Annotated in this window: 16 protein-coding genes; all 16 read left to right on the top strand. The window is 41.9% G+C overall.

From position 1 onward, the window contains the following. Positions 1–152 precede the first annotated feature (152 nt). The 16 genes from AC4HAI_RS02760 to AC4HAI_RS02685 all read left to right on the top strand — a co-directional run bounded on the left by AC4HAI_RS02760 (position 153) and on the right by AC4HAI_RS02685 (position 19771). Positions 153–4640, top strand: a complete 4488-nt coding sequence (locus tag AC4HAI_RS02760; protein WP_491110349.1) for a glycoside hydrolase family 70 protein — start codon at positions 153–155, stop codon at positions 4638–4640. A 275-nt stretch (positions 4641–4915) separates the two neighbouring features. Next, positions 4916–5830, top strand: coding sequence for a tRNA pseudouridine(55) synthase TruB (gene truB, locus AC4HAI_RS02755; protein ID WP_491110347.1), 915 nt, complete (start codon positions 4916–4918; stop codon positions 5828–5830). After that, on the top strand, positions 5802–6725 hold the full coding sequence (locus AC4HAI_RS02750; RefSeq protein WP_491110345.1) for a bifunctional riboflavin kinase/FAD synthetase: 924 nt from the start codon (positions 5802–5804) through the stop codon (positions 6723–6725). The genes truB and AC4HAI_RS02750 overlap by 29 nt, the downstream gene beginning before the upstream one ends. Positions 6726–6827: 102 nt before the next feature. Next, positions 6828–7241, top strand: a complete 414-nt coding sequence (locus tag AC4HAI_RS02745; protein ID WP_491079426.1) for a Spx/MgsR family RNA polymerase-binding regulatory protein — start codon at positions 6828–6830, stop codon at positions 7239–7241. After that, positions 7234–7512: a UPF0223 family protein gene (locus AC4HAI_RS02740; RefSeq protein ID WP_491110343.1), complete on the top strand. Its 279-nt coding sequence runs from the start codon at positions 7234–7236 to the stop codon at positions 7510–7512. Before AC4HAI_RS02745 ends, AC4HAI_RS02740 begins: the two co-directional genes overlap by 8 nt. After that, positions 7502–8266, top strand: coding sequence for an inositol monophosphatase family protein (locus tag AC4HAI_RS02735; RefSeq protein ID WP_491110341.1), 765 nt, complete (start codon positions 7502–7504; stop codon positions 8264–8266). The genes AC4HAI_RS02740 and AC4HAI_RS02735 overlap by 11 nt, the downstream gene beginning before the upstream one ends. 44 nt (positions 8267–8310) lie before the next feature. Continuing rightward, positions 8311–9645, top strand: a complete 1335-nt coding sequence (locus tag AC4HAI_RS02730; RefSeq protein WP_491110339.1) for an RsmF rRNA methyltransferase first C-terminal domain-containing protein — start codon at positions 8311–8313, stop codon at positions 9643–9645. A gap of 130 nt (positions 9646–9775) precedes the next feature. Further along, entirely contained in the window at positions 9776–10648 is an 873-nt protein-coding gene (locus AC4HAI_RS02725; protein ID WP_491110337.1) for a phosphate ABC transporter substrate-binding protein PstS family protein, read from the top strand. Between the two features lie 11 nt (positions 10649–10659). After that, positions 10660–11595: a phosphate ABC transporter permease subunit PstC gene (gene pstC / locus AC4HAI_RS02720; RefSeq protein ID WP_491079421.1), complete on the top strand. Its 936-nt coding sequence runs from the start codon at positions 10660–10662 to the stop codon at positions 11593–11595. Continuing rightward, entirely contained in the window at positions 11585–12472 is an 888-nt protein-coding gene (gene pstA / locus AC4HAI_RS02715; protein ID WP_491079420.1) for a phosphate ABC transporter permease PstA, read from the top strand. The genes pstC and pstA overlap by 11 nt, the downstream gene beginning before the upstream one ends. 9 nt (positions 12473–12481) lie before the next feature. Further along, positions 12482–13288: a phosphate ABC transporter ATP-binding protein PstB gene (gene pstB, locus AC4HAI_RS02710; protein WP_491079419.1), complete on the top strand. Its 807-nt coding sequence runs from the start codon at positions 12482–12484 to the stop codon at positions 13286–13288. A gap of 11 nt (positions 13289–13299) precedes the next feature. Beyond that, on the top strand, positions 13300–14058 hold the full coding sequence (gene pstB / locus AC4HAI_RS02705; RefSeq protein WP_491079417.1) for a phosphate ABC transporter ATP-binding protein PstB: 759 nt from the start codon (positions 13300–13302) through the stop codon (positions 14056–14058). A 32-nt stretch (positions 14059–14090) separates the two neighbouring features. Further along, the gene (phoU, locus tag AC4HAI_RS02700; RefSeq protein WP_491079441.1) at positions 14091–14744 is read left to right on the top strand and encodes a phosphate signaling complex protein PhoU; all 654 of its coding nucleotides are present in this window, start codon (positions 14091–14093) and stop codon (positions 14742–14744) included. 93 nt (positions 14745–14837) lie between these two features. Next, entirely contained in the window at positions 14838–17390 is a 2553-nt protein-coding gene (locus AC4HAI_RS02695) for a M1 family metallopeptidase (protein WP_491110335.1), read from the top strand. Between the two features lie 316 nt (positions 17391–17706). Then, the gene (locus AC4HAI_RS02690; protein WP_491079415.1) at positions 17707–18396 is read left to right on the top strand and encodes a response regulator transcription factor; all 690 of its coding nucleotides are present in this window, start codon (positions 17707–17709) and stop codon (positions 18394–18396) included. After that, complete coding sequence (locus tag AC4HAI_RS02685; protein WP_491079414.1) at positions 18386–19771, top strand: sensor histidine kinase; 1386 nt, start codon at positions 18386–18388, stop codon at positions 19769–19771. Before AC4HAI_RS02690 ends, AC4HAI_RS02685 begins: the two co-directional genes overlap by 11 nt. Positions 19772–19890: the final 119 nt, after the last annotated feature.

Raw genomic sequence — 19890 nt, 5'->3', positions numbered from 1 at the left:
TTCTATTATTAAAGAACTACTCATTGATTTGAAATAATTCTATAAATAGTGGCAATAATTGTCATTTAATGTTAAGATAAGAATAGCCGTTAAAAAAGTCTTAATTGGGAGATTATTTTAACTGTGAGTATCATAAGGAGAGAATGATTTTCATGGAGAGAAAATTACATTACAAATTGCACAAAGTTAAAAAGCAATGGGTAACCATTGCTGTAGCTTCAGCAGGTTTAGCCAGCGCAGTGGGTGGCGCAGCAGCTACTCAAAGCGTATCGGCTGACCAGGTGACCCCTGATGATCAAGCGGCAGCAAATCATCAAGTGGCTCAAAACAGAGTTAGCAAACCTGCTGCTGAAGTTAAGCCGACATCAACGACTGAAGGTGCTAAATCAGTAGTGCCAGCCCCTAGACAGGCTGAAACAGCCGAAACCAACCAGTCCGTGGCTAGCCAAAGTTCTGCACAGCCACAAAAGGTTAGTCAAACAGGGACACAAACGCCACAAACGAAGGCCAAAACTTTAGCAACTAGTGAAACTGAAGCAGCACCATCTAGCCAGCAGGCAACAGCGCCTGGATTGTCTAGTCAGGAGAAAGCAGCAGCCTTATCGTTGGAACAAATCAAGCAAGTGGATGGCAAATATTACTATGTCCTTGAAGACGGTAGCTATAAGAAGAATTTTGCTATTACAGTTGACGGACAAATGCTTTACTTTGACGGTGAGACAGGTGCCCTAAGCAGCACCTCGACTTTCTCATTTAGCCAAGGATTGACACCTATTGTCAGTGACTTCACTGTCAATAATAAGGCCTATGATTCTTCGGAAAGTAGCTTTGAATTAGTCGATGGCTATCTAACAGCAGATTCTTGGTACCGCCCTGCTAAAATCCTTGAAAATGGTAAAAAATGGGTTAATTCTCAAGCATCTGATCTTCGTCCAGTTTTGATGTCTTGGTGGCCAAACAAGGACATGCAAGTTGCCTATCTCAATTTCATGGCAGACTATCTTGGAGCCAATCAACAAGAATTTACAACTGAAACATCACAAGTTGCTTTGAATACCGCAGCAGAGTTGATCCAGCGTCAAATTGAGCAACGTATCACAGCTCAACAAAGTACAGCTTGGTTGCGTGAAGCTATGGCCGCTTTTGTCTCTAAGCAATCACAGTGGAATAGTGAGAGTGAAGACTACAATAAAAAAGACCATCTTCAAGGTGGAGCTCTCCTTTATACTAATAACAAATTGACTAAGTGGGCAGATTCTCGCTACCGCTTACTCAATCGCACCCCAACCTATCAAACTGGTCAAACCAAGTATTTCCGTGCAGACACTTACGGAGGCTATGAGTTCCTACTCGCTAACGATGTAGATACCTCGAATCCAGTTGTTCAAGCAGAGATGCTAAACCAGATTCATTACTTGATGAACTGGGGAAGTATTGTTATGGGAGATGATCAGGCTAACTTTGACGGTATTCGTGTAGATGCAGTGGATAACGTCAACGCTGACTTGCTCCAGCTCTATACCAATTATTTCAATTCCGTCTACGGTGTCAATGAAAGTGAAGCCAAGGCCCTAGCCCATATTTCTATTCTGGAAGCTTGGTCCTATAATGACAATTACTATAACCAAGATACCAAGGGAGCTGCGCTTGCCATGGACAACGGCTTGCGCCTATCCTTACTCTACAGCCTGACACGTCCCCTAAATGAACGTTCTGGCGGAATGGATAACCTGCTCAAGTCAGAATTCGGTTTAACTGACCGAACTAAGAATGACACCTATGGAGACACCCAAGCTTCTTATGTTTTTGTGCGTGCCCATGACTCAGAAGTTCAAACAGTCATTGCCAAAATCATACAAGAACGCATTGATTCGACAACTGATGGCTTTACCTTTACCTTAGATCAACTGTCTCAAGCCTTTGATATCTATAACAAAGATATGAATAGTGTTGATAAGGTTTATACGCACTATAATATTCCTGCAGCCTACGCCTTGATGTTGTCTAATATGGAATCTGTAACACGTGTCTATTACGGTGACCTTTATACAGATGATGGGCAGTATATGGAAACCAAGTCGCCTTACTATGATGCTATTGATACTCTCATGCGGGCTCGTATTCGCTATGCGACTGGTGGACAGACAATGGATCTGAAGTCCTATAAGGCCGCAGCAGAGATGAAGACTGATCAGACTAATGATGTGCTCAATAGTACGCAAGTCTTAGCTTCTGTGCGCTATGGTCAAGATGTCATGTCAGCAGATGATATGACTGGCGGTAAATTGGCAAAAACTTCAGGTATGGTGACACTGGTTTCTAACAATCCTGAGTTGCAGCTTGATGCTAATGAAACCATTCGGGTTAATGTCGGTAAAATCCATGCTGGTCAAGCCTATCGTCCTTTGTTGCTAACAACCGATAAGGGACTAGAAAAGTATCTTAACGATACAGATACTAACCTGACAAAAATTGCTGATAAGGATGGTTTTCTCACCTTTACAGGTAGTGAAATTAAAGGCTATAAACAAGTTGAAGTCAATGGATATCTAGCTGTATGGGTGCCAGTTGGTGCTGATGCTACTCAAGATATTCGCGTTCAAGCTTCAACAAAAGCCTATGGAGCAGATGACCAGACATTCCAAGCGACTCAAGCCTTAGAATCGCAACTGATCTATGAAGGCTTCTCAAACTTCCAAGACTTTGTCAAAACAGATAGTCAATATACTAATAAGCTGATTGCACAGAATGCTAATCTCTTCAAAGAGTGGGGAGTAACGTCGTTTGAAATGGCCCCTCAATATGTTTCAGCAGATGATGGAACGTTCTTGGATTCCATCATTGAAAATGGTTATGCCTTCAAGGATCGTTACGACCTTGCTATGAGCAAGAATAATAAATATGGTTCTAAGGAAGACTTGGCTAATGCGCTTAAAGCTCTGCATGCCGTAGGCATTCAAGCTATTGCTGACTGGGTGCCAGATCAGATTTATCAATTACCTGGAAAAGAGGTAGTGACCGCTACTCGTGTGGATAATTATGGACGCGCCAAGTCTGACCAAGCTCTATTTAAAAAACTTTATGTTGCCAATACTAAGAGCAGTGGTAAGGACTTCCAAGCTCAATACGGTGGTGAATTCCTCCAAGAATTGCGAGCTAAGTATCCTGAAATGTTTGACGTTGCTATGATCTCAACTGGTAAGCCAATCGATGATAGTGTGAAACTCAAGCAGTGGTCAGCTCAATACTTCAATGGAACTAATGTTTTGGGACGGGGTTCGGACTATGTTCTTAGTGATAATGGTACTGGTCAGTACTTTACTGTCAACCAGACAGGGAACTTTTTACCAGCTGCCCTGACTGGTGATCGTCAGGCTAAGACAGGCTTCTACAAAGAAGCTAAAGGCATGACCTACTACACGACATCCGGAAAACGTGCTAAGCTATCCTTTGTTTCAGAGGGAGGCCATCTCTATTACTTTGATAGAGATGGTTATATGGTAGCAGGAAGGAAGTTCTATCTTGATGGGAAGACCTATCAAGCCTTAGACAATGGAATTGTCCTCCAAGATACCATCGTTGAAGAAGATGGGAAATCATACTACTACGGTAAAACAGGCGTTATGTATGACGGTGATCGTTGGTTTGAAGTAACTGATGCATCTGGTAAGACTCGCTACCGCTATGTTGACCGTAAGGGCGTCCTCGCTATTGGATTGACTCAAGTTCACGGAATGACACAATACTACGACGAAAATGGTTTCCAAGTTAAAGGTGATTTTGTGACAGATAGTAAGGGACAGACCCGTTACTTCGATGAGAACAATGGTAGTCTTGTAGCTGATCAATTCTTCCTAGTTGGAGGTTCTTGGTACTATGCTGATAATCAAGGAATTCTAGCCAAGGGAGAAGTCAAAATCCAGGATCAAATCCTCCTCTTTGATGAAAAAACGGGACAACAGATCAAGGGACGTTTTGTCACGAATAAATCGGGACAAATGAGCTATTATGATGCGCATACAGGTGCTAAGCAAGTGTCTCGTTTCTTCACCCTGGGAAATAATACTTGGTATTACGCTGATGATCAAGGCCATCTTGCAACAGGGGAACAGACTATCAATGGTCAGAAACTCTATTTTGATCCTAAAACTGCTCAACAAGTCAAAGGGCACTTTGTCATAGATCAAAAAGGTAGACGTTACTACGATGCTGATACTGGTGAGTTAGTGACTAATGCTTTTGTCGCAAAGGATGCTACTAATAATGAGTGGTACTACTTGGGCAGTGACGGCTATGCTGTCAAAGGAAGTCAAACCATCAACAAGCAGCACTATTACTTTGATGAAAAGACTGGCCTGCAAAGCAAAGGTATTATAGTTGCTAATGCCTCAGGTAAGAAGTCCTTCTATGATCTTGATACAGGTGAAAAGGTCAGCAAGCGCTTTGTTATGGTCGGTAGTGACTGGTATTACTTTGGCCGCAATGGTTTGGCACTTACTGGATTCCATGATATCAATGGTCAGCAACTCTATTTCCATCCAGATGGACGTCAAGCCAAGGGTGAGACAGTCAAAATTGGTCGTCACACCTATACCTTCGATAAGGATTCTGGAGAAATTCTATCAGTTATTTATGGCTAATCCTTAATTTCAAATAGACTAAAACGAATGTGTATCTTATATAGAACACATTCGTTTTTTGTACAGGTTTACCTTTTCTGAAACTATTTCACTTGGAATGCGCCCAAGGTAAGAACTGCCAATCAGCAGGGTTCATTGGTATTAAAGCACCTAATGAGCTGTTCAGGGGTAAGACTGCTTGGCAGAGCCAACAGTCTCACTCTCAACCACTGCGCCTAACAAATAAATAAGTCTGAGAACTTTTGTCTCAGCCTCACTATGGTATAATAATTGGTATGATTTCAGGAATTATCAATCTAAAAAAAGAAGCTGGAATGACCAGCCACGATGCTGTTGCTCGGTTACGTAAGATCCTACAGGAAAAGAAAATAGGCCACGCAGGAACGCTGGATCCAGATGTCATCGGGGTTTTACCGATTGCAGTTGGTAAGGCAACTCGGATCATCGAATATATGACTGAGTCAGGTAAGGTCTATGAAGGAGAAGTTACCCTAGGCTATAGCACAATGACAGAAGATGCAAGCGGTGAAGTCTTAGAAAAGACTCCTGTTCCAGATAATCTCACGGCAGATGAGATTGATTTAGCTATGGCGGAATTTCTTGGTCAGATCACCCAGGTGCCTCCTATGTATTCAGCGGTCAAGGTTAATGGCCGCAGGCTATATGAATATGCGCGTGCTGGCGAGACGGTGGTCCGTCCCGAACGTAAGGTTTGGATCAAGAGCTTCGAGCGAACATCAGAGCCAATCTTTGAAGAAGGTATCTGCCGTTTTCGCTTTCGAGTGGCCTGCAGTAAGGGTACCTATGTACGCACCTTGTCTGTAGACTTAGGAGCGAAGCTAGGTCTGGCGAGTCATATGTCAGATCTTAGCCGTACCGCTTCAGCAGGATTATCTTTGGATCAGGCCTTAACACTAGAGGAAGTTGCGGCATGTGTCGCCCAAAATGACTACAGCTTTCTGCTCCCTATAGAATATGGCGTCAGTGACCTTCCTAAAGTGACGCTGAGTGATGTCCAGTATCAGGATGTGACGGCAGGTCGTTTTATTGAGCTAGACAGCCAAGAACCTCTTCTAGCAGCTTTTTATAAAGACAAACTAGCAGCTATTCTAGAGCCACGAGGGGATGCCTATAAGCCTCGAAAGGTATTAATGAAAAACCATGAAAATCACACACATAACAAGAGCTAACGATATCAAGCAAACGGCGGACACCGTTTTAGTTTTAGGCTATTTTGATGGTCTTCACAAGGGGCATCAGGTTTTATTTGAAGAAGCCAAGGCGATCGCAGATAGAGATGGTCTGAAAATAGCAGTACTCACCTTTAATGAAAGTCCCAAATTAGTCTTTGCCCGCTTTGAGCCAGATCTACTCAATCATATCACCTACCCTGAGAAGCGTTACCAGCGTTTTCAGGAGTTTGGAGTTGATGAACTGTACCTTATTGATTTTACAGCAAGTTTTGCCAAGCTAGATGCAGACAGCTTCCTTACCAGCTATATTAATCATTTACGAGCCAAAGCAGTCGTCGTTGGCTTTGACTATAAATTTGGGAATGATCGCAAAGATGCCAGCTACTTGGTTGAGAAGTTTAACGGTCAGGTCCTCAGTGTTCCAGAAGTTAGGCAGGCCGGATCAAAAATTTCTTCAACGCGTATCCGTCGGCTCATCGCCCAAGGAGCTGTGGCAGAAGCTAATCAGCTATTAGGCTTTTCTTTTTCTACTAGAGGAATGGTCGTACATGGTGATGCCAGAGGTCGGACTATAGGGTTTCCAACGGCCAATTTAGCTCCGATTGATCGAACCTATCTACCAGCAGATGGTGTCTATGTTACTGATGTATTAGTCGGTTCAAAAACCTACAGGGCAATGACCAGTATTGGAAAAAATGTGACATTCGGTGGCAGTGACCTACGTTTAGAAGCAAATATTTTTGAGTTTGACCAAGAGATCTATGGAGAAACAGTAGAGGTTTTTTGGCTGGCCAAGATACGTGATATGGTAAAATTTAGTGGGGTAGACGAACTGGTGGATCAGCTCCATAAAGATCGAAAACAGGCCCTCAGCTGGCTTCCAGATTCCTAATCTCTTTAGGGGGACCGTATAGAACAATCCCTAGAAATGTCTAGCAATTTCTAGGGAATTTTTGTATAATGTCAAAATGAAAGGGGTAAGACTGATAATTTTATGATTACATTATTTTTATCACCAAGCTGTACGAGCTGTCGTAAGGCACGTGCATGGTTGGCAGACCATGAGGTCGAGTTTCAAGAACATAATATCATTACCAGTCCCTTGTCACCCGAGGAGTTGAAGGCTATTTTAGCGCTAACAGAAAACGGAACCGAAGATATTATTTCAACCCGATCAAAAGTCTTTCAAAAATTAGACCTTGATGTTGAAGAGTTGTCTATTTCAGAATTGATTGATTTGATTGCCCAAAATCCTAGTCTCTTGCGCAGACCGATTATATTGGATGATAAGCGCATGCAAATCGGATTCAATGAAGATGAAATTCGTGCCTTCTTACCAAGGCACTATAGGCAGCAAGAGCTCCGCCAAGCAACTATTCGAGCAGAATTAGAGGGAAAACATGAATAAAAACTATAACTATCCTCTCGATTCCAGTTGGAGCACTGATGAAATCTCTTCAGTGCTTTATTTTTTGAATCAAGTCGAGGATGCCTATGAGGCAAAAGTAGATGTCCAAAAATTCTTGCAATCCTATCAGGAGTTTAAGAAAGTAGTCCCAAGTAAGATGCAAGAAAAACAGATTGATCGTGCCTTTGAAAAAACTAGTGGCTATTCGACTTATAAAGCTGTTCAAGCTGCAAAGGAACAGGAGAAAGGATGGCTCACTCTTGAAGGCTAGATTTGAACTGGCAAAAGCAATGATTTATGAAGCTGGGACCTTCATCAAATCGCATATGTCTGACAACCTGATAATCGAGGAAAAATCAAGCGCTGACGATTTGGTGACTAATCTTGATAAAGAAACCCAGGATCTCCTAGTGAATCGGATCAAAGCCGCCTATCCAGGGGATGCCATCTTTGGCGAGGAAAACGATCTTTATCATGATATAAAAGATGGTCATGTCTGGGTTTTGGATCCGATTGATGGTACGGTGAATTTTATCGCACAAGGGCGTGATTTTGCGGTAATGATTGCCTATTATGAGCATGGTGTTGGTCAGTTTGGTTTGATCTACGATGTTATGGAGGACCGCTTGTACAGCGGTGGAGGCGAGTTTCCAGTAACCTGCAATGGTAGGGAACTTTCTCCTTATCAACCTAAACCGCTCAAGCGTCAACTATTAGCTGCAAATGGTAGTATGTATGCCCACAATTACTTTGGTCTTGCTGATTTGGCTAAATCACTCTTAGGAATCCGTGTTTTAGGGAGCGCTGGCATTAGCATGAGCCGCGTTTTAGAAGGGCAGTTACTGGGCTATGCCTCAGCTATCTCACCTTGGGACTATGCAGCAGCTAGTATCATGGGAAAGTCTCTGGGTTATACTGTCCATACCCTAACGGGTGATAGATTAGATTATCAGACGAGACAGGCGGTGATCTTTCTTCCGGATACGGAGGCAAAGACCCTCAAAGGATTGCTAAGATTGGACTGAGTGAAGGACTGCTCACGCCAGTCTTTTTTTGTTATAATGGCAATATGAATCTACCAAAAGAATTTATTGATAAATATAAACAGCTTCTCGGACCCGAGAGTCAAGATTTTTTGGACAGTTTTGAGCAGCCGCCGCAATCTGCTTATCGTACGAACCCTTTAAAGAAGGTTCAGCAGAGTTTTGATCAAGCTATCCCTAACACCAACTGGGGGCACTATGGCAAGGTATCAGGAAAATCTGTGCCCCATACAACTGGTCTTGTCTATTCACAGGAACCGGCTGCTCAAATGGTGGCTCAAGTTGCTGCTCCCCAAAAAGGCATGCGGGTTCTTGACTTAGCAGCTGCCCCGGGTGGCAAGACAACTCATCTTCTCAGTTACTTAGATAACACAGGTGTTTTAGTCTCCAATGAAATTTCTAAGAAGCGAAGCAAGATTTTAACTGAAAATGTTGAACGCTTCGGGGCTAGAAATGTCATCGTGACAAATGAAACTCCTCAAGGCTTGGCTAGGGTATTTACAGATTATTTTGATGTCATTGTATTGGACGCCCCTTGTTCAGGAGAAGGAATGTTCCGTAAAGACCCTGATGCTATCCAATATTGGTCTGCAGACTATCCAAAAGAGTGTGCTAAACTACAAAAAGAAATTCTTGAAGAAGCCATTAAGATGTTACGACCAGGCGGTCGTCTGATCTACTCTACCTGCACTTGGTCCCCTGAGGAAAATGAAGATATTATCAGATGGCTCTTGGAGGAATTTCCACACTTTTCTCTACTGCCTATAGACCTAGTCAATGGCATGCTGCCAGGGATCCACATGCCGGAGGCTGCAAGGATGTACCCCCACCATTTCAAGGGGGAGGGACAGTTTGTAGCCCAACTCCTAGATAAGCGTCCTCCTCTCCCAGCAAGGACTAGAAAAAAAGGATACAAAGGTAAACATCATCCGCACACGAATTTATCCAGAGAACAGATTGATTTGTGGCAATCCTTTGCAGAAGAGCAGCTCTCTACCAGTTTATCAGGGATCTTGCAGGCTTTTGGAACGGAGCTTTATCTGTTGCCAGAGGACCTTCCAAATCTTGAGAAAATCAGGATTGCAAGGAATGGACTTCATCTAGGAACCTTTAAAAAAAGGCGTTTTGAACCATCTTTTGCTCTCGGTCTCGCCCTCACTAGTGATGAGACCAAGCAGACATTAGAGCTAACCGAGGAGCAGTACTGGACTTATGTTTCTGGTAATACGGTAGCCTTACCAACTAGCCTCCCCAACGGCTGGTACCATCTACTCGTTCAGGGAAACGGTCTAGGATTTGCCAAAGTTGTGGGGCAAACACTTAAGAATTTTTACCCCAAGGGACTGCGTTTTAATAGGTAATTTTTGTATAAGAATTCTAAAAAATAGCTATTCAAAAAAAGACCGATGTGTTATTATTAGAAGTGGAGGCTATTGGCTTTCAAATACACTTTTTGCAAGCAGTTATTACAGTAAAAAACGGGATTAAAAAATGAAAAAATTGAATAAGAAACGCTTGGTATTTCTTGCTTTTATGGGAATTGCTCTACTGACCTTGTCAGCATGTGCTTCTTGGATTGATCGTGGAGAAAATATCACAAGCGTTGGCTCAACCGCACTTCAGCCCTTAGTAGAAGGGGCAGCAGATGGTTTCCAAGAAAAAAACAGCGATAAGATTATCAATGTTCAAGGTGGTGGATCAGGAACAGGTCTATCCCAAGTCCAATCTGGAGCTGTTCAGATTGGTAATAGTGATGTCTTCGCTGAGGAAAAGAGTGGTATAGATGCTAGTAAGCTAGTCGATCACCAAGTAGCTGTTGCCGGTATCGCCGTTATTGTCAATAAGAAAGTTGGCATGAAGAGCATTACAAGTGATCAGCTCCAAAAGATTTTCACAGGTGAATACACCAACTGGAAACAGTTAGGTGGCAAAAATATGGAAATCACTATAGTCAATCGTGCGACTGGTTCAGGAACGCGGGCGACATTTGACAGTGTCATTATGAAGGATAAGCCCAGTAAGCAGAGTCAAGAGCAAGACTCAAACGGAATGGTTCGCTCCATTGTCTCACAGACACCGGGTGCTATATCCTACTTAGCCTTCCCATATGTCGATGATACAGTTGATACGATTCAGATCAATGGCTATGAGCCGACGACTGAAAATGTTGCTACTAATAAATGGACACTATGGTCGTACGAACACATGTATACCAAGGGTAAAGCCACTGGTCTGACCAAGGAATTTTTGGACTATGTCCTCAGTGATGAGGTCCAAGAGGGCGTCGTCAAAGAGATGGGATACATCTCTATCAATGACATGAAAGTGGTCAAAGATGCCCAAGGTAAGGTAAGGGAAAAATAAGAGGAGCATTCATGAAACAACAAGATTTGGCGAAAAAATTAACATCGCCATCAAAAAATTCTCGTCTTGAAAAATTTGGTCGGACACTGACCTTTATGTGTTTAGTCTTGATTGCCTTCATTGTGGCCATGATCTTAATCTTTGTGGCACAAAAAGGACTATCGACATTCTTTGTAGATGGAATCAATATTTTTGATTTTCTATTTGGGAGAGTGTGGAAGCCTTCTGTCAAGGACGCCAATGGTTTACCGATCATGGGTGCGCTTCCTATGATTACAGGTTCATTTATCGTAACCATTTTATCCGCCCTCATTGCAACACCATTCGCTATTGGGGCAGCTATCTTTATGACAGAGATTTCTCCAAAGCGTGGAGCTAAACTACTGCAGCCAGCTATTGAATTGTTGACAGGGATCCCGTCTGTTGTCTATGGTTTTATTGGTCTTCAGGTTGTTGTTCCCGTCGTACGTACTATTTTTGGTGGTACTGGTTTTGGTATTTTATCGGGAGTTTTTGTCCTTTTTGTTATGATTTTACCGACTGTTACCTTTATGACAGTAGACAGCCTGCGTTCAGTACCAAGACACTATCGTGAAGCCAGTTTGGCGATGGGAGCCACACGTTGGCAAACCATTTGGCGCGTCATCCTCAATTCCGCTAAACCTGGAATTTTTACAGCAGTCATTTTCGGAATGGCTCGTGCCTTTGGTGAAGCTCTGGCGATTCAGATGGTTGTTGGGAACTCTCCAGTTATGCCGGAGTCATTGACTACACCTGCCTCAACACTGACCTCAGTATTGACTATGGGAATTGGAAATACCGTCATGGGAACAGTCCAAAACAACGTTCTTTGGTCATTGGCCTTGGTACTCTTAATCATGAGTTTGGCCTTCAATATGTTGATGCGATTCATTACTAGGGAGCAAAAGGTAAATTATGAACGCTAAGAAATTTGATAAATTGATGACTGCGATTCTCTACACTATCGCAGGGATTATTGTAACCATTTTGGCCTCCTTGATTCTATACATCCTATTGAGGGGCTTACCACATGTTAGCTGGCAGTTCTTAACAGGAAAATCTTCAGCCTATAAGGCTGGAGGCGGTATCGGAATTCAACTTTATAATTCCCTCTTTCTTCTGGTAGTAACATTGATTATCTCAGTCCCTCTATCAATGGGAGCAGGAATATATCTATCAGAATACGCTAAAAAAGGTCGTTTGACCGACTTTATTCGTATCTGTATTGAAATCTTATCTTCCTTACCATCAGTTGTTGTTGGTCTATTCGGTTATTTGATTTTTGTAGTACAGTTCCAGTATGGCTTTTCAATCCTGTCCGGTGCTTTAGCCCTAACTGTATTCAACCTACCGCAGATGACTCGCACTGTAGAAGACAGTTTGCGAAATGTTCATCACACCCAGCGTGAGGCAGGTCTTGCTTTGGGGATTTCTCGCTGGGAGACAGTCCTTCATGTCGTGATTCCTGAGGCGATTCCTAGTATTGTTACTGGTATTGTTCTCGCTTCAGGACGTATCTTTGGAGAAGCAGCTGCCTTGATTTATACAGCGGGGCAATCAGCGCCAGCCCTCAACTGGAGCAATTGGAATCCCTTAAGTGTAACCAGTCCAATCTCTATTTTCCGCCAATCAGAAACATTAGCGGTGCATATTTGGAAGGTTAACAGCGAAGGAACTATTCCAGACGCAACAATGGTATCGGCAGGAAGTGCCGCCATTCTCTTGATTTTCATTTTGATTTTCAATCTCTCTGCACGCTTTATCGGTAAGAAATTGCATGCACGATTGACATCAGCAAAATAAGGAATAACTATGGCAGAATATAATTGGAATGAACGTCATATCATGACCTTTGATAACAAGGAAGAATTGGCCCTCGAGACCAAGGATCTCCATGTTTATTACGGGCAAAATGAAGCCATCAAAGGCATTGACATGCAGTTCGAAAAGAATAAAATTACGGCGTTTATTGGACCGTCTGGATGTGGGAAGTCGACATTTTTACGCAGCCTTAACCGCATGAATGATACGATCGATATTGCAAAAGTAACTGGAGAAATCTGGTATGAAGGCATCGATATTAATCGTCCAGAGATCAATGTCTTTGAAATGCGAAAGCAAATCGGAATGGTCTTTCAAAGACCCAATCCATTTGCCAAGTCTATCTACAAAAATATTACGTTTGCGCATGAGCGTGCAGGCATCAAAGATAAAAAGGTACTTGATGAGATTGTCGAAACTTCACTAAAGCAAGCAGCACTTTGGGATCAAGTCAAAGACGATCTTCATAAGTCAGCTTTCACCTTGTCAGGTGGTCAGCAGCAGCGCTTATGTATCGCACGTGCGATCTCAGTCAAGCCTGATATTTTATTGATGGACGAGCCTGCCTCAGCCCTGGATCCTATTGCTACTATGCAACTAGAAGAGACAATGGCAGATTTGAAGGAAGACTACTCCATCATCATTGTAACTCACAATATGCAACAAGCAGCACGTGTGAGTGATTATACAGCATTCTTTTACCTTGGTGACTTGATCGAATATGATAAAACGGCAAAAGTCTTTCAGAATGCCGCTTGTCAATCTACCAGTGATTATGTATCCGGTCGCTTTGGCTAGAGAGGAGTTCTATGTCTAAACCAATCTTACAGGTCAATGATCTGTCTGTTTATTATAATAAAAAGAAGGCCCTAAACAGCATTACGATGGATTTTATGCCCAATGAGATTACAACCCTCATTGGACCGTCAGGGTCTGGGAAATCGACTCTATTACGTGCTATCAATCGTATGGGAGACCTCAATCCTGAAGTGACCTTGACAGGATCAATTACCTATAATGATCATAATATCTATGGACCTAGAACAGATACTGTTGAGCTTCGTAAGGAGATTGGAATGGTTTTTCAACAGCCTAATCCATTTCCTATGAGTATTTATGAAAATGTCGTCTATGGTCTTCGTATCAAGGGAATCAAGGATAAGTCAGTTCTCGATGAGGCTGTTGAAAAATCTTTGACGGGAGCTTCCATATGGGATGAAGTAAAAGATCGTCTTCATGATTCAGCCCTTGGCTTATCAGGTGGTCAGCAACAACGGGTTTGTGTGGCACGGGTTCTTGCAACCAGTCCCAAGATTATTTTGATGGATGAGCCAACATCAGCTCTGGATCCTATATCATCTGGTAAAATTGAAGAGACGCTGTACAATTTAAAAGATCAGTATACGATGCTGATTGTGACGAGGTCCATGCAGCAAGCCTCCCGTATTTCAGACAAGACAGGGTTTTTCTTGGATGGTAATTTAGTAGAATTTAATGCAACTAAAGACATGTTCCTAAACCCAGCTAATAAAGAAACTGAAGATTATATTACAGGTAAATTTGGATAGTATAATCTATTCCATAGACAGGAAGTAAAATGATGTTACGTACACAATTTGAAGAAGAATTAGAAAAACTACATAATCAGTTTTATGCGATGGGAACTGAAGTCAGCTCCCAAATCAGTAAAACAGTTCGTGCTTTCGTCAGTCATGATCGTGAGCTGGCAAAAGAAGTGGTCGATGCTGATATCGTAGTGAATAATTATGAAACTAAGCTTGAGAAAAAATCTCTTGAAATCATTGCGCTCCAACAACCGGTATCAGCTGACCTTCGTACAGTGATCACCGTACTCAAGGCGTCAAGTGATGTTGAAAGAATGGGAGACCATGCTACAGCTATCGCTAAGGCTACCTTGCGTATGAAGGGAGAAGAACGCATTATTGCCGTTGAAGAAGCCATTAGCAAGATGGGACGTCAGGTCAGAGATATGGTTGAGGATGCTTTGACGGTATATATCAAGGCGGATGAAGACAGTGCTTACGAAGTAGCTGCACGTGATGAAATCATCGACAACCTTTTTGTCGATATTCAAAATATGACGGTGGAAGCGATTCGTGAAAAGCCAGAAGCTGCCTTTGCCGCCAAAGAGTATTTCCAAGTATTGATGTATTTGGAGCGTATCGGTGACTATGCCTGCAACCTCTGTGAGTGGGTGGTTTACCTCAAAACTGGAAAAATCATCGAACTTTAAGGCAGCTTATGTTATAATTGGCTAGACACTTGTGCTCTAGCTTTTTTGCGTATTTGGCTAGAGTCTAACCTATGTAAAGAGTGAAGGAGTTTTATGAATTCTGTAGAACACTTGATTGAAAAATTTGTCCCTGAAAATTATAATCTTTTCCTTGATATCAATCGTAAGGATAAGGTCTTTTCGGGTAATGTTGCCATATCTGGAGAAGCACTCAGTAGTGAGATTGCACTCCATCAAAAAGGATTAGCTATTAATTCAGTTTTATTGGATAATCAACCGGTTGCTTACACGATGGATGATGAGCACGAAGCTGTCCGCCTAAGTCTACCTGACTATGGTAGCATGACCATTGTGGTTGAGTTCTCAGGTAAGATTACAGATAACATGACCGGTATGTATCCTTCCTACTACACCGTAGATGGTATCCAAAAAGAAGTGATTGCGACACAGTTTGAAAGTCACTTTGCCCGTGAAGTCTTTCCCTCTATTGATGAGCCTGAAGCTAAGGCGACATTTGATTTAGCAATTAAATTTGACCAGATGGATGGTGAAATTGTCCTGTCAAATATGCCTGAGATCAATCAGGAGCTCCGTCAGGAAACAGGAGTTTGGATTTTCGATACCACCCCTCGTATGTCATCTTATTTGCTGGCCTTTGCCCTAGGTGATTTACAAGGAAAGACAGCTGAAACTAAAAATGGCACTCAGGTCGGTGTCTATTCTACCAAGGCACATCAATTATCATCCTTGGATTTTGCCTTAGACGTGGCCGTCCGTGTCATCGACTTCTATGAAGATTACTATGGTGTTGCTTATCCAATTCCTCATTCTTACCATATCGCTTTGCCAGATTTTTCGGCGGGCGCAATGGAAAATTGGGGACTAGTTACCTACCGTGAAGTCTATCTTGTTGTTGATGAGAATTCAACTGCTAGCAGCCGTCAGCAAGTGGCGCTGGTCGTAGCTCACGAGCTCGCCCACCAATGGTTTGGAAATTTAGTGACTATGAAATGGTGGGAAGATTTATGGCTCAATGAATCGTTTGCCAATATGATGGAATATGTTTCCATTGATACTATTGAGCCTAGCTGGAACATATTTGAGGATTTTCAAACAACAGGTGTCCCACTGGCCCTCAAGCGCGATGCTACTGATGGTGTTCAGTCAGTCCATGTAGATGTCAATCATCCAGATGAGATCAATACTTTGTTTGATCCAGCTATTGTCTATGCCAAGGGTAGCCGTCTGATGCACATGCTACGCCGTTGGCTAGGTGATGAGGCTTTCCGAGCAGGTCTTAAGATCTATTTTGAAAAGCATCAGTATGGCAATACTGTTGGACGGGATTTGTGGAATGCCCTTGCTCAAGCCTCAGACAAAGATGTAGCAAGCTTTATGAACGGTTGGCTGGAACAACCGGGCTATCCAGTGGTCGATCTTCAAGTTCAAAACGACCAATTAATCATCAGTCAAAAGCAATTTTTCATCGGTGAGCATGAAGATCAAAACCGTCTATGGACAATTCCACTCAATGCCAACTGGACTGGTCTGCCTGATACACTCTCAGAACAATGTCTTATCATTCCAAATTTTTCAGAGTTGGCGGCTGCTAATGCTCAACCTTTGCGTTTGAATACAGATAACACCGCCCATTATATCAGCCATTATCATGGTGAACTCTGGGATAATCTGCTCACAAAGTTTTCAAGCCAGGACAAGACAACCAAGCTCCAACTGTTACAAGAGCGTCGCTTGCTGGCTGAAAGTGGCGAGATTTCCTACGCTGATTTAGTCCCTCTATTAGATAAGCTTCCTGAAGAATCCTCCTTTATGCTAGCAGCAGCAGGAGAGCAAATACTTTCAGGATTGGAGCGTTTTATTGATGAAGGTAGCCCAGCAGAACGAGCTCTTAAAGCCTTAATAAAGACTGTTGCAGGTCAAAATTTCTTGCACCTTGGTTTTGACAAGAAAGCTGGCGAAAGTGATGAAGATGAAATGCTTCGCCAGTCTGCCATCGCTCTCATGCTCAAGGCTGATGACGATGAGGCTATCGCTAAGGCTCACGATATTTATCTCTCTTTCAAAGATCATTTAGAACAAATACCTGCTGGCATCAGAGGCTCTGTCCTCGCTAGTGAGATGAAGCATGCCGAGACAGATGAATTAGTTGATCAGTATTTAGAAGCCTATCAAAATACTACTGATGGTAATTTCAAACGCCAATTAGCCAATGCTTTATCCAATACTAAAAATAGCACCACACTCAAGTACCTGCTTAATCAATGGAAAGATAAGACGGTTGTTAAACCACAAGACCTAGCCAGTTGGTATGCTGCCTTTTTAGCTAAGCCATTTACGCAAGAAATCGTGTGGAAATGGGCCAAAGAAAACTGGGACTGGATAAAAGCTACCTTGGGTGGTGATATGAGCTTTGATCGCTTTGTCATTTATCCCGCTAACCATTTTAAAACCCAAAAACTATTGAATGATTACCGCAAATTCTTTGAACCACAGCTTGATGATAAAGCCATCTCTCGCAATATCTCCATGGGTATTAAAGAAATCACAGCTAGAATTGAATTATTAGATCGTGATAAATCTGCTGTTGAAAAGGCACTGCGAGAAGCTGCTGGTCAGATGATTTAGCAACCATAGTTTTCCAATTACCTAGTGTTCAAACTCTAGGTAATTTTTCTTAAAAAGTTTAAGGTTTTTAGCGTCCAATTAGTAATTCCTTACCCTTTTTTAAGGTTTCTTTGCTAGAATGTATGACATAGCTAAGACAAGATATTAAGTCAAGTCATGACAAGCTAGCTCTAATAAGAATCTTTAAACATGATAGTGATAGAGCTTATGACGATCTTACTTGTCATAGGATAGGGATGCTTGAATTCCCATATAGTTAGAGTGATCACAAGGGCGGTTGATCTTGCCCAAATTCTTTGCTTAAGAGGAGTCGGTTATGAAAAAAACAAACCTAATAAAAATATTGTTAGTTGAGGATGATCTAAGCTTATCAAATTCAGTTTATGACTTCCTGGATGACTTTGCAGAAGTAACGCAGGTCTTTGATGGAGGAGAAGGGCTTTTTGAAGCTGAAACTGGTGTATACGACTTGATCATCCTGGACCTTATGTTACCTGAAAAAGATGGCTTGTCAGTCTTGAAAGAAATGCGTGAAAAGGGAGTCAAAACACCTGTTTTGATTACAACAGCCAAAGATTCCTTGGATGATAAGGGACATGGTTTTGACTTGGGTGCAGATGACTACTTGACAAAGCCATTCTATCTCGAAGAGTTGAAAATGCGTATTCAAGCACTCTTGAAACGTTCGGGCAAGTTAAATGAGAATATTCTCACCTACGGAGACCTTACTTGTGATACATCTACAAAAGCTGTCACAGTCAATGGTAGAGAAGTTGAACTGCTTGGAAAAGAATTTGACCTCTTAGTCTACTTCCTACAAAACCAGAATGTTATCTTGCCAAAAAATCAAATCTTCGATCGTATCTGGGGATTTGATAGTGATACCACAGTATCAGTCGTTGAAGTGTATATCTCTAAAGTACGTAAGAAATTAAAGGGCACTGATTTCGAAAGACAATTACATACACTACGCAGTGTGGGGTATATTCTAAAGGATGCTGCCTAATCTCAAAAAACACTTAGCTTCTGAGGGATTCAAAACCTTTTTACAGTATTCATCTGTATTCACAGTTATTTTCTTGGTTATGGCCCTGTTGATTTTGCAGATTATGCAAATTGGTATTTATTCATCGGTTGATGATAATATTAATAAAGCTGCAAACAGGATCGAAGCCTATGTTTATCGTACTATGTATCGGGCTAACTTCTTTTCAACCATTGAAGGAAGTGATGACTCCGATATTTCTGTATTTACGGATGGTAATGATTTTCTAGGATCAAAAACCTTGTTTGACAATGACGGTCAGACAGATGATGAAGACAATACAAATAGTCTATATGTTGCCCCTAGTTCGATTGTAGACATTATTGTGTATGACAAGAATGGTAAAATCCTTAATAGCAAGGACATCTTTACGGGACTGAATCAGTTAAAATTAGATAAGAACCACCTCAATGAATATCGAGCCATCAGTGTTGCAGGAAACTTTAATGATGTTGAGCACTATCGCTACAAGACCATTTCTGTATCAGATGACCGTTTTCCAGATGCAGCCTATGCAACCATAGCAATCAGTGTTAATCAGTTAGATGGTTTAAAATCTCAATATCAATTTATTATTATCACGGTGATGGTGATCTTTTGGTTGCTCTCTGTTTTTGCCAGTCTTTACTTGGCTTATACATCACGTAAACCCATTCTAGAAAGTTACGAGCGTCAGAAAAACTTTGTAGAAGATGCTAGCCATGAGTTACGGACACCTTTGGCTGTACTTCAAAATCGCTTGGAAACGCTCTTTAGAAAACCCGATGAAACAATTCTCGATAATTTTGAGACCATTGCCTCTAGTTTAGATGAAGTACGCAATATGCGGATTCTCACTACCAATCTCCTAAATCTTGCTCGCCGTGATGAAAGTTTCACTCCAGAGATCAGTCAGATTCAACCCACATTTTTTGATAAGATCTTTGAAAATTACAGCATGATCGCAGAAGAAAATGGAAAGCAATTTACCTTTACTAATCAAGTGAATCGCCCTATCAATTCAGATGCAACCTTGATCAAGCAATTAATGACAATCTTTTTTGATAATGCTGTTAAATATACAGAAGAAGATGGTGCCATTGATGTCATGGTAAGCACTAGTGATCGCCGATTGACGATCAGAGTAGCAGATAATGGCTCTGGGATTAGTGATGAGGATAAGATAAAAATCTTTGATCGTTTCTATCGTATCGACAAGGCAAGAACTCGTCAAACAGGTGGATTCGGACTGGGACTTTCTTTAGCCCAACAAATTGTAACTGCTCTTGATGGGACAATTACTGTCAGTGATAATACACCCGTTGGGACTGTCTTTGAGATTAAGATGACAGCTTAAAATGATGGATAATCATCATAGGCGCTAGACGAACAGATCTTTATGAGCACTTAAAGATAAGCATATGCCCATAAAGTTCTTTTAACGATAGTAGTTCATTGGTGGACTATCATAATAAC

The sequence above is a fragment of the Streptococcus sp. ALY_208 genome (assembly GCF_058314295.1).
The sequence above is the reverse complement of the archived record's forward strand: the minus strand, read 5'-3'. Positions and strand labels throughout refer to the sequence as shown.

Bases quoted from the DNA above. Each gene is read 5' to 3' on its own strand.
- pstC (WP_491079421.1), top strand. From the start codon at position 10,660: ATGAAACAACAAGATTTGGCGAAAAAATTAACATCGCCATCAAAAAAT.
- truB (WP_491110347.1), top strand. From the start codon at position 4,916: ATGATTTCAGGAATTATCAATCTAAAAAAAGAAGCTGGAATGACCAGC.
- AC4HAI_RS02745 (WP_491079426.1), top strand. From the start codon at position 6,828: ATGATTACATTATTTTTATCACCAAGCTGTACGAGCTGTCGTAAGGCA.
- AC4HAI_RS02730 (WP_491110339.1), top strand. From the start codon at position 8,311: ATGAATCTACCAAAAGAATTTATTGATAAATATAAACAGCTTCTCGGA.
- pstB (WP_491079419.1), top strand. From the start codon at position 12,482: ATGGCAGAATATAATTGGAATGAACGTCATATCATGACCTTTGATAAC.
- AC4HAI_RS02725 (WP_491110337.1), top strand. From the start codon at position 9,776: ATGAAAAAATTGAATAAGAAACGCTTGGTATTTCTTGCTTTTATGGGA.
- AC4HAI_RS02750 (WP_491110345.1), top strand. From the start codon at position 5,802: ATGAAAATCACACACATAACAAGAGCTAACGATATCAAGCAAACGGCG.
- pstA (WP_491079420.1), top strand. From the start codon at position 11,585: ATGAACGCTAAGAAATTTGATAAATTGATGACTGCGATTCTCTACACT.
- AC4HAI_RS02695 (WP_491110335.1), top strand. From the start codon at position 14,838: ATGAATTCTGTAGAACACTTGATTGAAAAATTTGTCCCTGAAAATTAT.
- AC4HAI_RS02760 (WP_491110349.1), top strand. From the start codon at position 153: ATGGAGAGAAAATTACATTACAAATTGCACAAAGTTAAAAAGCAATGG.
- AC4HAI_RS02740 (WP_491110343.1), top strand. From the start codon at position 7,234: ATGAATAAAAACTATAACTATCCTCTCGATTCCAGTTGGAGCACTGAT.
- pstB (WP_491079417.1), top strand. From the start codon at position 13,300: ATGTCTAAACCAATCTTACAGGTCAATGATCTGTCTGTTTATTATAAT.
- AC4HAI_RS02685 (WP_491079414.1), top strand. From the start codon at position 18,386: ATGCTGCCTAATCTCAAAAAACACTTAGCTTCTGAGGGATTCAAAACC.
- AC4HAI_RS02690 (WP_491079415.1), top strand. From the start codon at position 17,707: ATGAAAAAAACAAACCTAATAAAAATATTGTTAGTTGAGGATGATCTA.
- phoU (WP_491079441.1), top strand. From the start codon at position 14,091: ATGTTACGTACACAATTTGAAGAAGAATTAGAAAAACTACATAATCAG.